Origin of the sequence: Fictibacillus phosphorivorans, from assembly GCF_023715845.1 — a bacterium.
Lineage (GTDB): Bacteria > Bacillota > Bacilli > Bacillales > Fictibacillaceae > Fictibacillus > Fictibacillus phosphorivorans_D.
Window position 1 is genome coordinate 26724 of record NZ_JAMBOR010000015.1, and the last position, 13007, is coordinate 39730.

13 protein-coding genes are annotated in these 13007 nt (G+C 41.7%); 12 read left to right on the top strand and 1 reads right to left on the bottom strand.

The genetic code is table 11. The features are described from left to right. Positions 1 to 31 precede the first annotated feature (31 nt). The 11 genes from M3206_RS12500 to M3206_RS12550 all read left to right on the top strand — a co-directional run bounded on the left by M3206_RS12500 (position 32) and on the right by M3206_RS12550 (position 10882). The gene (locus M3206_RS12500) at positions 32 to 643 is read left to right on the top strand and encodes a hypothetical protein (RefSeq protein WP_251312860.1); all 612 of its coding nucleotides are present in this window, start codon (positions 32 to 34) and stop codon (positions 641 to 643) included. Positions 644 to 656: 13 nt separating this feature from the next. Beyond that, entirely contained in the window at positions 657 to 1226 is a 570-nt protein-coding gene (locus tag M3206_RS12505; RefSeq protein ID WP_251312861.1) for a hypothetical protein, read from the top strand. 92 nt (positions 1227 to 1318) lie between these two features. Then, entirely contained in the window at positions 1319 to 1654 is a 336-nt protein-coding gene (locus M3206_RS12510; RefSeq protein WP_251312862.1) for a LapA family protein, read from the top strand. Positions 1655 to 1796: 142 nt separating this feature from the next. Next, positions 1797 to 2825: a LacI family DNA-binding transcriptional regulator gene (locus M3206_RS12515; protein ID WP_285876954.1), complete on the top strand. Its 1029-nt coding sequence runs from the start codon at positions 1797 to 1799 to the stop codon at positions 2823 to 2825. Between the two features lie 75 nt (positions 2826 to 2900). Continuing rightward, a complete protein-coding gene (locus M3206_RS12520; RefSeq protein ID WP_251312864.1) occupies positions 2901 to 5006 on the top strand; it encodes an amylo-alpha-1,6-glucosidase in 2106 nt (701 codons plus the stop codon). A gap of 17 nt (positions 5007 to 5023) precedes the next feature. Beyond that, positions 5024 to 6277 carry an ABC transporter substrate-binding protein gene (locus tag M3206_RS12525; protein WP_251312865.1) on the top strand — a complete coding sequence of 418 codons (1254 nt, stop codon included), beginning with the start codon at positions 5024 to 5026 and terminating at the stop codon, positions 6275 to 6277. 30 nt (positions 6278 to 6307) lie between these two features. Further along, positions 6308 to 7198: a carbohydrate ABC transporter permease gene (locus M3206_RS12530; RefSeq protein ID WP_251312866.1), complete on the top strand. Its 891-nt coding sequence runs from the start codon at positions 6308 to 6310 to the stop codon at positions 7196 to 7198. 12 nt (positions 7199 to 7210) lie between these two features. Next, complete coding sequence (locus tag M3206_RS12535) at positions 7211 to 8035, top strand: carbohydrate ABC transporter permease (protein WP_251312867.1); 825 nt, start codon at positions 7211 to 7213, stop codon at positions 8033 to 8035. Positions 8036 to 8328: 293 nt separating this feature from the next. Beyond that, positions 8329 to 8931, top strand: a complete 603-nt coding sequence (locus tag M3206_RS12540) for a biotin transporter BioY (protein ID WP_251312868.1) — start codon at positions 8329 to 8331, stop codon at positions 8929 to 8931. A gap of 18 nt (positions 8932 to 8949) precedes the next feature. Continuing rightward, positions 8950 to 9936: a biotin synthase BioB gene (bioB, locus tag M3206_RS12545; protein ID WP_251312869.1), complete on the top strand. Its 987-nt coding sequence runs from the start codon at positions 8950 to 8952 to the stop codon at positions 9934 to 9936. 130 nt (positions 9937 to 10066) lie between these two features. Beyond that, positions 10067 to 10882, top strand: coding sequence for a mechanosensitive ion channel family protein (locus M3206_RS12550; RefSeq protein ID WP_251312932.1), 816 nt, complete (start codon positions 10067 to 10069; stop codon positions 10880 to 10882). 20 nt (positions 10883 to 10902) lie between these two features. Here the strand turns inward: M3206_RS12550 and M3206_RS12555 are convergent, their stop codons facing one another. Continuing rightward, entirely contained in the window at positions 10903 to 12393 is a 1491-nt protein-coding gene (locus tag M3206_RS12555) for a potassium/proton antiporter (RefSeq protein ID WP_251312870.1), read from the bottom strand. A gap of 346 nt (positions 12394 to 12739) precedes the next feature. On the opposite strand from M3206_RS12555, the gene M3206_RS12560 reads away from it, so the two are divergent. Beyond that, on the top strand, positions 12740 to 12904 hold the full coding sequence (locus M3206_RS12560) for a Fur-regulated basic protein FbpA (RefSeq protein WP_251312871.1): 165 nt from the start codon (positions 12740 to 12742) through the stop codon (positions 12902 to 12904). Positions 12905 to 13007 lie beyond the last annotated feature (103 nt).

Here is a 13007-nt window from a genome sequence, read left to right on the forward strand (position 1 = left end):
ATTTTCCAAATGATTAATGAGGTGATATCTATTGCAAACAAAAGCGATAACACATGATCATCAAAAAATACATAAAGAAATTTATGGAGCAAAGTCCGGTCCTGTTCGTATTCTGCATATCCCTCAGATGAAATACGTAACGCAAGAGATGGACACAGCCTATTATATGGATTGGGCAGGACGACCAGAGCCAATGGATCAACAATGGGTTGTATGGAAGATCGTCAATCGGCTAAAACACATTACGAAAACAAAGATCGGTTATAAATTCAAACTTATGCCTCACGAGATTATTTGGCATGAAATGAAAGATAATCTAGCTAAAACAACACAGGTGATGCAAGTTCCAGATTGCATCACAGATGAGATGTTTGAAGAAGCTCGAAGTGATGTTGCTAAGAAATTGAAAGAAGTAATCCCAGAAACAAGGCTTATTATTGCAGATCCTGTTCTATGTGTACAAAAGTTACATGTTGGTCATTATCGTGACACAAAGACTATACTCGCAGAAATCATTCAGTTTGCAGAAGAAAAGGGATTTAAAGTAAAAGACAGCCATAGAGAAATTTATTTGACACCAGCGATGAAATGCCATGAACCATCTACATGGAAAACGATCGTTCGTGTAGAATTAACGGATTAATCGGGAGAAAACGATGGGTCTAGAAAAAGTGAAGTTCAAACTAGAGTTGAAAGAAGAAGATAAAGGATTAAAGTATGTACTGATCTTGATTATATTGGGTTTGTTAATAAGTGGGACCGCATTGTCAATGTATCGTGGAGAAGATGAAGATTTTGAACCACGAATGGTAGCCACTGAATGGGCACGAGCAGAACTTCAATCGAATGTATCGTTGAAGTATAATCTTTTGTCTGAAAAAGCAAGGACAACATACGTTGATGTTGTCCCAGATGAACGAAAACAAACGAAAGTTGAAGAAGAATTTGAAGAATATGATCTGTTCCAATGGAAGATTAAGAAAGACGAGATCATATATAAAGTTCATTATTATGGCATGAAGACATGTCCCGAATGTCAAAAAGCTATCTGGGTAAGAGTTAAAGCTGAAAACGGAAAATGGGTAGTGCCTGAATTTAATTTTACTGAATATGATGCAGCTAAAAGAATTAAGGGCATAGAAGCAGAGCAGATCCCAACAACTTTGGAACAGGAAGAGGAGATGGAAAAGAAAAAATCCATCTTTGAAAGAGTACTAAATCTGTAATTTAATCTTTTTATCTCAACATGAAAAGTATTTTTATGTTTTTGGTAGATTCATAAGCAATATGGGAATAGATAGATTATGAGGTGATAACGATGAAAATGCAATTGTACTTGATATTCGGTTTTATCTTTGCTCTTATTATCGCAACGTTTGCCGTTATTAACGTGGGAGATGTGGAGATTAATTATCTATTTGGCACAGCGAATTGGCCGCTTATCCTTGTTATTTTAGGATCAGCCGTTTTTGGAGGACTTTCTGTGGGGTTGTTTGGGTTGATCAAAGTGATTCAGCTGCAAAGACAAGTGAGGAAGCTGCATCAGATTCATAATGAAAAAGAATCGTGGAAACAGGAAAAAGGAGAGGGAAAGGTTTCTGAAACCGTTGCATCCACACAGGAAATTCCAAATGAGAAAGCTGAAGAAAAATAAAAATGGAGAAACCCTGAAGAACCGTTGTGTTCATCAGGGTTTTCTTTTTAACCATAAAATCTTTTTTCAGAAATTTTAAAAATAGACTTGAAAGCGAATTCATTTAAGGTTAAGATATACAACAACTCGTATCCGAAACGTTTTGGAGGATAATATGGCAACGATTAGGGATGTAGCAAAAAGAGCAGGAGTATCTGTTACAACGGTCTCCAGAGCGTTGAACGGTTATTCTGATGTAAACGAAAAAACAAGAGAACGAATTAAAGAGATTGCAAAAGAACTAAAATATAGTCCGAACCTATTGGCGAGAAGCCTCGTGATGAAGAAGACAAAAACGATCGGTTTGCTCGTTTCAGGACTGAAGATTGAAGGAAGCAAAGATAATTTCACATATGAGGTGCTTTGCGGAGTGAACGACTGTGCGGGCCAGCTTGGATATGAGCTTGTTCTTATCAGTACAGATTCACAGAAACAACAAGAAAAGACATACAAGCAGCTTGTTCAGGAACGTAAAGTCGAAGGAATTATCCTGCAGGGGATCAAAACCGACGATCCTTATCTAGAAGAAGTATTAAAAAGCGATACGCCATGCATTCTTATCGATATCCCGATGGAAAGCGATTCTGTTGGTTATGTGACAACAGACAATAGAGAAGGCGCAAAATCAGCTGTCACACACCTCTTGGATCTTGGACATCAACACATCGGAATGATCAACGGGCACAGCCAGGCTTTTGTCAGCCAAGAACGGTTGGATGGCTACCAGGATGCTCTTCAAGAGAAGGGAATCACATTTGAAGAATCGTATGTTCGGAATGGGGCTTTTTTAGAAGAAAGGGCAGAAACCGAAGCGACAAAACTTCTTCAAGAACATCCTGAACTGACAGCTCTCTTTTGTGCGAGTGACTTGATGGCGATGGGTGCAATAAGGGCAGCCAAGAAACTGGGACGCAAGCTTCCGGAAGAGTTATCGGTCGTTGGGTTTGACAACATTATCTTGTCGGCCTATTCAACACCTTCACTTACCACGATTGCTCAAGATCGTTATCAATTAGGGTTTGAAGCGACAAAACTTTTAACAGGTATGCTCGAAGGAAACATGGACAGCAAGAAAAAAATATTGAATACTGCATTTATAAAAAGAGAATCAACATGTGAAAACCACACTTAGTGGTTTTTAAAATGAAACTCACCGAAAACGTTTTGGGAAGTTATTGAATAAACGAAAAACAGGGGGAAAACAATCATGAACTACCGCGTAATCAAAGAGAACGATCTATTTTTCTTAACAGATGATAAAGGAAATATTCCACAGGAAAACAGTTATGGTTTAGGACTTTACACAAAGGATACGAGATTCTTAAGCAAGTTTGATGTCAAAATCAACGGTCAGGATCCAATTCTTCTATCCTCTTCGGCGGATGAGAACTATATGGCAAAAATTTTGCTGACGAATCCTCATATGGAAGAGGACGGAAATCTAATCCTTTGGAGAGAATCAGTCGAGATTGAAAGAAAACGCCTCATCTATGATGGTGTGCTCTATGAAACACTTCAATTAAAAAACTATTATCCGAAGCCTGTTGAATTTGAAATCAGCGTACATGTTGATGCTGACTTCATGGACATGTTCATCATCCGAGGTTTTCAATATGGAGAGATTGGTAAGAGAACAGGGGAAGAAACGACTGATCGATCATTGAGCTATTTTTACAAAGGAGCCGATGATGTTGAGCGAGCTACTAAGATTCAATGGGATCGTGAGGCCGTATCTGTAAAACAAGAAGGAGAAGTAACCTTCAAGTTTCGGTTGGATCATGCAGAGGCTCAATCTGTAACCTTTACTGTTTCACCTGAAATCGATGGAGAATCAGGTACGGTTATCGAACCGGACGCAGCACTTCAAAACCTGAAAGACTCGTACGAAAAATGGGAGTCAGAAACACCAGGTGTTAAAACGGATTTCGAACCGCTTCAAAGACTAGTAGATCGCGGTATCCAAGATTTACGAGTACTATTGACAGACCTCGGATATGGACAGTTTCCGGTTGCCGGCCTTCCATGGTTTGGTGTTCCGTTTGGAAGAGACAGCTTGATTGCAGCTCTTCAAATGCTTGCTTTCAATCCTGAAATTGCAAAAGGTACTCTTTTAACGATGGCTTCTCAACAAGGAACAAAAGTAGATCCTTGGCGAGATGAACAGCCGGGTAAAATCATGCATGAGATCCGATACGGAGAACTCGCTGCAACTAATCAAGTCCCATTCACTCCTTATTATGGAACGATTGATGCGACACCGCTCTTTTTAGTTCTTTTATCTGAATATACGAAGTGGACAGGAGATCTCTCTCTAGCAGAAGAACTTTCGCAAAACGTGGAAGATGCTCTCATGTGGATTGACGAATATGGAGACCGTGATGGTGATGGATTCGTTGAGTATCATCAGGAATCTAGCAAAGGTATCGCGAACCAGGGCTGGAAGGATTCTGGAGATTCAGTCGTTCATCGAAACGGTGATTATGCTGAAACACCGATTGCCCTTTCTGAAGTTCAAGGGTATGTGTATCAGGCAAAGCAAGGAGTAGCCGCGATTTATGAAGCTCAAGGAAAAGTAGAGGAAGCCGCAAAGCTTCGTAACGAGGCAGAACAATTAAAAGAAAGATACGATGAAGCGTTTTGGATGGATGATCAGCAGTTCCATGCGATCGCACTCGACAAGGATAAAAAGCAAGTAGGAACGTTAACGACGAATCCAGGGCATGTGCTTTTTGCTGAAATGCTCGATGATAACAAAGCGGATGCTGTGATTGAAAAATTAGTATCCCCAGCATTCTTCTCAGGATATGGGATTCGAACGATGGCTGAAGGAGAAGCAGGTTATAACCCGATGAGCTACCATGACGGAAGCATCTGGCCGCATGATAACAGCATGATCTTGTTAGGTATGAGCAAACTTAACCGTCAATCAGCAGCCAACACGGTCATTAATGGCTTGATCGATGCGGCAAAACATTTCGAATATGACCGATTGCCTGAACTCTTCTGCGGTTACAGTGCTGAGGAAGGACGTGCAGTGAAATATCCTGTCGCATGTTCACCACAAGCTTGGGCAGCAGGAACACCGCTTGTCTTTATCCAAACGATCCTCGGACTCTTCCCTGATAGCTTGCACAAAGTGATCACGCTGTCACCTAAGCTGTTGGTGGGTATGAACGAGTTAACGGTTAAGAAGATAAAAATTGGTGGAGGATTCCTTTCAGTCGATGTGCATCGTGAAGGGGAAGAAACAGTTGTCACAATCGTCGAGAACACAACTGGTTACGAAGTTGTTCAAAAGGAACAAACTGCTTGAAGAAGGGAGTAAACGCAATGCTATCTAAAAAATGGCTGTCCTCTCTAGGAATCACATCATTGCTGCTGTCGACTATACTAACAGGCTGCGGGAATGATGAAGAGAGCAAATCCGGCAAAACAGAGATCGTACTAAGCGGCTGGGGCGGTAATCCAGTAGAAAAGAAACTATTGAATGAGGTGCTCGCAGATTTTGAGAAAGAACACCCTCACATCGATGTGAAGTTGAACACGATCAATGATCAGTATATGGACGTGCTGAAAACACGTCTGATCGGCGGTACAGCGGCTGACGTATTTTACTTAGATGCGTTTGAAGCTCCTGCCTTGATCGAAACAGGTGCAATCGAACCGCTTAATAAGTACGTTACGGATGATTTTGATATAAATGACTTTGAGAAACCGATGATCGACGCGTTTAGAAGTGATGGAGAGCTGTATGGCCTTCCGAAAGATTACTCTACGCTTGCTCTTTTTTATAACAAAAAAATGTTTAAAGAACATGGCATCTCAGGCCCCCCTAAAACATGGGAAGAGCTAGAAGAGATCGCTAAAAAAGTGACTGATGAAGAAAAACAAGTATACGGACTCGGTGTAATGCCGCAGATTGAGCGATTATATTATCTTGCAGAATCAAAAGGCGGGGAAGTGATTACAGACGGACGTGCCAGCTTTGCGGATGATAAAGTCGTAAATGCGATTCAGCCGATTGTCGATATGCACATAAAAGATAAAACAGCAGCAACGCCATCTGAAGTTGGAGCGGGACAATCTGCTGGGGAAATGTTCGGCCGCGGGAAAGCGGCAATGGTTGTTGAAGGAAACTGGAACATTCCGTATATGGAAGAGACCTTCCCTGATATCGACTATGGCACAGCCGAGCTGCCCACTGTAAACGGGAAAAAAGGAACGATGTCATTTACGGTCGGATATGCGATGAATGCAGAATCCGAACATAAAAAAGAATCATGGGAACTGATTGAATATCTAACGGGTAAGGAAGGCATGAAAAAATGGACAAGCAAAGGTCTTGCATTGCCGACAAGAAAATCGGTTGCTTCTGAACTTGGCTTTGACCAGGACGAACTTCGTAAGCCGTTGGTTGAAGGAGCAAGCTATGCGACCGTTTGGCAGGATGGACCTTCACTTCCGATCGTTATGAACAACTTCAACAACCAGTTCCTCAGTGCGTATCTTGGAGACCGTCCATTGGAGGAAGCGTTACAAGATGCTGAAAAACAAGCGAACAAAGAAATCAAGGTAACGGAATAACGGAAAAGGAATGAGGTGAAGATTGTGAAAATGTTTACGAAAAAGGAGAGAAAAGAAGCGGGTCAAGGGTACCTCTTCTTGCTTCCTACCATTCTTGTACTAGGTGTATTTGTTATCGCTCCCATCCTTTATGCCGTTTTCTTATCTTTCCATAAGGTAGAGCTTTTAGGCGGAGCAACGTATGAGTTCCGAGGACTGGATAACTTTTTAAAAGTAACCTTTGATGACAGAGCGATCATCGCATTAAAAAATACCGCCGTCTATGTTGCGGTTGTTGTCCCGACACAGACTTTCTTAGCACTCGTGCTTGCAGCTTCTCTTAACGCAGGGCTGAAGGGACAAAAGTTTTTCCGGGTCGTTTATTTCTTGCCGACCTTAACGTCATCAGCGGTATTAACCCTGATCTTTATGTGGATGTATAACCAGAACGGTTTGATCAACTATGTACTAAAGATCTTCCATCTGCCGACGTATAACTGGATTGGTGACCCAGACGTCGCGCTGATCGCGATCATGATCATGAACATTTGGGCGACAGCACCATTCTTTATGGTTATCTATCTGGCAGCACTTCAGGATATTCCAGACAGTCATTATGAAGCAGCTGAACTGGATGGAGCAGGTGCGATTCAAAAATTCTGGCACATCACGGTTCCTAACCTTCGTCCGGTTACGTCGTTCGTTGTCATCATGGGAATCATTGGAACGTTCCAGCTGTTTGACCAGTCGTACATTTTCTCCGGAGGATCGGGTGGACCGAACAACTCCACATTGACGGTTGTTCTATTGATCTATCAATATGCATTTAAGACACTTGGAACGATGGGTTATGCAACTGCGATCGCCTTCATGCTTGCGATCATTATTCTAGTGGCAACTTTAATACAGCGCAAATTCTCAAAAGAAGAATCACTTTACTAAGGAGGAGATACCATGAAAAAACGATCGGCTGGAAGAAAAGCGCTTTATATCATCCTAGTCGTGTACGCGATCATCACTGTCATTCCGTTTTTATGGGCATTGTCTTCTTCCTTTAAAACACTGGGTGAGATCGTAAGCGGATCGATTAATTTTATACCAAAAGATTTTACACTGGAAAACTATAAACAAATTTTCACAAGAGAGCCGTTGTTCGGCAGATGGCTGTTTAACAGTCTGTTTATCGCAACAGTCGGAACACTTCTTAATTTGCTGTTCAACTCAATGGCCGGATATGCGCTCGCACGATTGAGCTTTCCAGGGAAAAAGAGCATCTTTATCATTATTCTAGCCGTGTTGATGATTCCATTCCAAGTTACGCTAATCCCGAACTTCTTGATTTTGAAAGAGCTCGGCTGGCTGAACTCTTATCAGGGAATGATCATACCTGGTGCGGTTAACGCGACGTTCATCTTTATGATGAGACAGTTCTTTGTGAACTTCCCGAAAGAAGTGGAAGAAGCAGCAGCGATTGATGGCCTCGGCCGATTCGGAACGTTCTTCAGGATCGTACTTCCACTAGCGAAACCGGCCCTTGCCGCGCAAACGATCTTCGTGTTCATGGCGTTCTGGAACGACTTTATGAGACCGCTCATCATTATGTCCGACATGGAGATGTTCACATTGCCACTCGGATTGAACTCGTTTAAAGGTCAGTTCATCTCCTATTGGAACTACATTATGGCAGCGTCCATGGTCTTCACGCTTCCGATAATCGTGTTGTACGCCTTCTTTAACCGATATTTTGTAAAAGGAATCAAGTTTACAGGCGATAAATAGTATAAAACTGGCTAAGCGGGATGTTAGAAGTTCCCGTGAGCCAGTTTTTTTATGCTTTACGATCGGAATCCCAGGTTAAATGAATTTTTTCCTCGCTTAATTTGATTAATCTCACGAAAAAGAGTAATAATCCCACGTTAATTTTATAATAACCACGAGTCGCCAAATCTCGACAAAACCGGTGATTTTGTCAAAATCTATATGTTAACCAAAATATATTGTAAGTTGACGCAAATGAAAACCTCCGCTATTCTTAATTCATAAACAGTTCTTACATATGGAGGTTCATGCAAATGACAGCAACAAGAAAAAGCTTGAAAACGATTGATATTACGCTGATCGGAATGTTCGTAGCCTTGATGGCGATCGGCGCTAATATTACAACGATCTTTCCGTTTATGGTCGTTGGCGGTGTGCCCATTACGCTGCAGACGTTCTTCTGTATCTTAGCAGGCGCACTATTAGGAAGCCGCTTAGGTGCGATCGCGATGAGCGTCTACGTTTTGGTCGGTTTAGTCGGAGCACCTGTATTTGCTCAGTTTAAAGGTGGTTTTGCGACCCTTGTCAGCCCGACTTTCGGTTTTTTATTATCTTTTATTCTAGTAGCCTATGTAACTGGCAAGATCATTGAAAATAACGGCAGCAAGGCGTCCTATATCGTCGCGGCACTGGTAGGAACGTTGATCAATTACATCGCTGGTACAAACCTTATGTTCATGGCTTATAAGATGTGGGCAGCTGCACCAGAAGGATTCACTTACTCTATGGCTTGGGGATGGATGATGGTTCCGCTTCCGAAAGATATTATTCTAGCTGTTTGTGCAGGGTTGATCGCTCCACGTATTAATATCGCTCGTAAAAAAGTAATGCCGCATCAAACAAAGCACGCATCATAAGAAAAGGGGAGACGGAATATGACGTGGAATCTGCTAGCGGAGAAAGTTTTACAAGGTAAAGAGATAACGAACGAAGAAGCACTTTCCATCTTAGAATGTTCAGATGATGATTTGCTGTTGCTTTTACACGGTGCATTTCAGATTAGAAAACACTATTTTGGAAAACATGTAAAACTAAACATGATCATCAATACGAAATCAGGTGCTTGTCCGGAGAATTGTGGATATTGCTCACAATCTATCGTTTCGACGGCTCCGATCGAAACTTATAGAATGATGGATAAGGACGAAATGGTTAAAGGGGCAGAGACCGCTTATAACTTGAACGTCGGCACCTATTGTATCGTTGCAAGCGGTCGGGGGCCGACGAACCGAGATGTGGATAAAGTTGTAGAAGCTGTAAAAGAGATCAAAGACACTTACGGATTAAAGGTTTGTGCTTGTCTTGGAATCTTAAAGCCAGAGCAGGCAGCACGTTTAAAAGAAGCTGGGGTGGACCGTTACAACCATAACCTGAACACATCAGCTCGAAACCATGAGAACATCACCACTTCCCATACATATGATGACCGGGTGAACACTGTGAACGTCGTAAAAGACAGCGGGATCTCGCCATGTTCTGGTGTGATTGTCGGCATGAAGGAAACAAAACAAGATGTGATCGATATGGCGCGTAGCCTTAAAGTGCTCGATGCAGACTCTATACCGGTCAATTTCTTGCATGCGATTGATGGTACCCCGCTTGAAGGAACGGACGAATTGGACCCGCGCTATTGCTTGAAAGTATTGGCTCTGTTCCGCTATATCAACCCAACAAAAGAGATTCGCATATCAGGTGGACGAGAAGTAAACTTAAGAAGCCTTCAACCGCTAGGGTTATATGCGGCGAACTCTATCTTTGTAGGCGATTACCTAACTACTGCAGGACAGGAATCAACGGCAGATCATAAAATGATGGAAGATATGGGATTCGAAATCGATCGGGCGCCCGTAACTGCACAATAATATAGAAAACAGATTGATAAGCCACTCCTAGCCTTGGTACAATAGAAACTTATTCTATTGAAGATAAGTAGGAGTGGTTTTTTTGGAGAAATGGGAAAAATGGCTTTGGAAAATAAATTGGGCAGAAATCATGCTCGGCGCAGGCTTATGGGCTGCTAAGTTCTTATTAATCATCGTCCTGTTTATCATCATCAGATCCATTGGAAGACGTGTGATCAATCGCATGTTTGAAAGAGCGGCATCCCACCGCAAGATGTCGAGCGGTCGAATCATCACACTGCAAAAGCTCGTAGTGAACTTATTCTCGTACGTATTAATCTTTGTTTTTGCAGGTATCATCTTTAAACAGTTCGGACTCGAGATCGGTACCTTGATCGCAGGAGCTGGGGTTGTCGGACTAGCCATCGGATTCGGGGCACAAGGACTTGTAAGTGACGTTGTAACAGGATTCTTTATTTTACTAGAAAAACAAATGGAAGTTGGCGATTACGTCACCATTGGTGGAGTGGATGGTATTGTAGAAGAAGTTGGTCTGAGAACAACTCACATCCGGGCGTTTGACGGAACATTATCTTACATGCCAAACCGTGAGATCAGCACGATCCAAAACCATTCTCGAGGTAACATGCGCGCATTGGTGGACATTAAAATTGCTTATGAGGAAAACATCGACCGTGCAGTAAAAATCCTTCAAGAAGCTTGTGACCGCGTGAAAACGAGCAATGAAAACATTGTAGAAGGACCTAATGTTCTTGGTGTTCAGACTCTTGGTTCATCAGAAGTTATCATTCGTATTATTTCAAAAACACAGAATGGTGAACAGTGGGGAGTAGAACGCGAATTGCGTCAGGCTTTAAAGGAAGCCCTAGAAACAAACGGAATCGAAATCCCATACCCTCATCAAGTAAATTTAGAAAAGGTGCATAAGGAACAGCCGGGAAGATAGACTCCCGGCTGTTTTTTTCCCTACACAGAATTCGGTTCTACTTTTTGTTCGGATAGAAAAATTGTTAATGGCTTGAGCTTGTTTTTGTTCACCATGATATACAGAATGTCATTTGCATGGATCTCCGTTTGTCCCGTTGGAGTTATGAGTTCATCACCGCGAATCATCGCACTTACAATGGCCTCTACTGGTAAAGTGATTTGTTCTAACGTTTGTCCAACAATTTTCGCATGAGCTGGAACAAAAAACTCTACGATCTCAGCGTTGGCTTTCCCGATTGAAACCAGTTCAAGTACATGTGGTGAAGTCGGCTTTTCTTCCTCAGTGAGTTTTAGTTTCTGTGCGAACCATGGAATCGTTGAACCCTGCACAAGTGCTGAAGTCAAGACAACGAAAAAGACTAAATTAAAGAATAGCTGGCTATTTTCTACACCTTCTATCAGAGGAAAAGTAGCCAATACAATCGGAACGGCTCCTCTTAAACCGGACCATGATAAAAATACTTTTTCCTTAAAATTAAAAGGAGAAAAAATAGTACTTAAAAAAACACCAATCGGCCGTGCGATAAAAATAAGGATAAGGCTGATCAACATCCCTTCCACCATAATTCCAACGTGGAACAGTTCACTCGGAAAAACAAGAAGTCCTAGGATCGCGAACATTAAAATCTGCATCATCCAGGCAAACCCTTCGTTAAAACGGACGATTGAGTTTTTATAGGTGAGGTGATTGTTACCCATCAATACTGCGGCTACATAAACAGCAAGTAATCCGCTCGCTCCAGCCAGCATCGTGATCCCATAGCAAAGGATCGCGAAAGATAACGCGAATACCGGATAAAGCCCGCTGGATTCGAGGTGTATTCGGTTGATGGCATAAACGGCCAACTTTCCAAAAAGATATCCGAAAACGATTCCCATCCCCATCTGCCAGAAGAATGAGAAAATCAGACTAAAAACTGAACTAGTCTCTCTGGTTAACAATTCGATAAACGTAATCGTAAGAAACACGGCCATTGGGTCATTGGATCCCGATTCTGCTTCTAGCGTCGCAGCGAGTTTGTCTCTTACATTCTTTCCTGATAATACAGAGAACACTGCTGCGGCATCTGTTGAGCCAACAATGGATCCAAATAAAAATGCTTCCAGCCAAGTAACATTAAGCAAAAATTTAACTGCCGCTGCGACTACCGCAGTAGTTAAAAATACGCCGAAGGTTGCGAGCGAAAGAGATGGATACAAGATGGGTCTCACATCGGTCCATTTTGTTTGCAATCCGCCTTCAAACAGAATAATGATAAGTGCAATTACACCGACCAGCTGAGCAATGTGAGGGTCGTCGAAATAAATAAAGTTAAGTCCATCACTTCCTGCGAGCATACCGAGCCCGATAAAAAGAACGAGAGCAGGTAAACCGAATTTTGATGAGAACTTTGTGGTCACTACACCCAGAATTAATAATAATGCCAATAATAAAATGAAATAATCTACGTTAAGTCCGCCTTCCAACATTTTAGCTCTCCTTAGTGTTAATTTTCTTATGTAATCCTTTGTTGTGATGAAAGTGTGGATTTCCGTTCCGGATACTCGCAGTTCACGTATCGATTTGGTATGTGTAAAGGGAGTTTAAACCATCCCTTTTGTATATAAACCTTTTCCAACATTTTTAAACAGTATTGACGACATTTAATGTCTTGAAACAATTGACAATTTATCCAAAAGAGGGTAGTCTTGAGCCATAAGAGTTGAAACGTGACCATCACTTAAAAAGGTTTAGCACATAAACTATTTATGTGAAGTTTTTTCTTCTTCAAATGCGGGTAAGGTTAGTTGAAGAGATTTTCAGGAGGGATTGAACGTGTCAGCGGACCATCAAAAAAGAGAGAACCTAATTGCTGATCTATTGCTACATAACATATATAAAACAAAAGATGGACGTCATTTATACGAACTTTCTTTGCAGGATCTTGAACAACAATTACATGAAATACTTTCACCGCCTGCACAAGAAAAAGCCACTTAAATCATATATGAAAAAAGAAATAGATAGTACAGAAACCGGCTTAAAGAAGCTGGTTTTTTATTTTGTTAAATAAGGACTACACATAGTTAGAATCATTTTGACC

What these genes read in the sequence shown, in the direction of transcription:
- M3206_RS12505 (WP_251312861.1), top strand. Translation starts at nt 657, where the DNA reads ATGGGTCTAGAAAAAGTGAAGTTCAAACTAGAGTTGAAAGAAGAAGAT.
- M3206_RS12510 (WP_251312862.1), top strand. Translation starts at nt 1,319, where the DNA reads ATGAAAATGCAATTGTACTTGATATTCGGTTTTATCTTTGCTCTTATT.
- M3206_RS12520 (WP_251312864.1), top strand. Translation starts at nt 2,901, where the DNA reads ATGAACTACCGCGTAATCAAAGAGAACGATCTATTTTTCTTAACAGAT.
- M3206_RS12525 (WP_251312865.1), top strand. Translation starts at nt 5,024, where the DNA reads ATGCTATCTAAAAAATGGCTGTCCTCTCTAGGAATCACATCATTGCTG.
- M3206_RS12530 (WP_251312866.1), top strand. Translation starts at nt 6,308, where the DNA reads ATGTTTACGAAAAAGGAGAGAAAAGAAGCGGGTCAAGGGTACCTCTTC.
- M3206_RS12535 (WP_251312867.1), top strand. Translation starts at nt 7,211, where the DNA reads ATGAAAAAACGATCGGCTGGAAGAAAAGCGCTTTATATCATCCTAGTC.
- M3206_RS12540 (WP_251312868.1), top strand. Translation starts at nt 8,329, where the DNA reads ATGACAGCAACAAGAAAAAGCTTGAAAACGATTGATATTACGCTGATC.
- bioB (WP_251312869.1), top strand. Translation starts at nt 8,950, where the DNA reads ATGACGTGGAATCTGCTAGCGGAGAAAGTTTTACAAGGTAAAGAGATA.
- M3206_RS12550 (WP_251312932.1), top strand. Translation starts at nt 10,067, where the DNA reads ATGCTCGGCGCAGGCTTATGGGCTGCTAAGTTCTTATTAATCATCGTC.
- M3206_RS12555 (WP_251312870.1), bottom strand. Translation starts at nt 12,393, where the DNA reads ATGTTGGAAGGCGGACTTAACGTAGATTATTTCATTTTATTATTGGCA.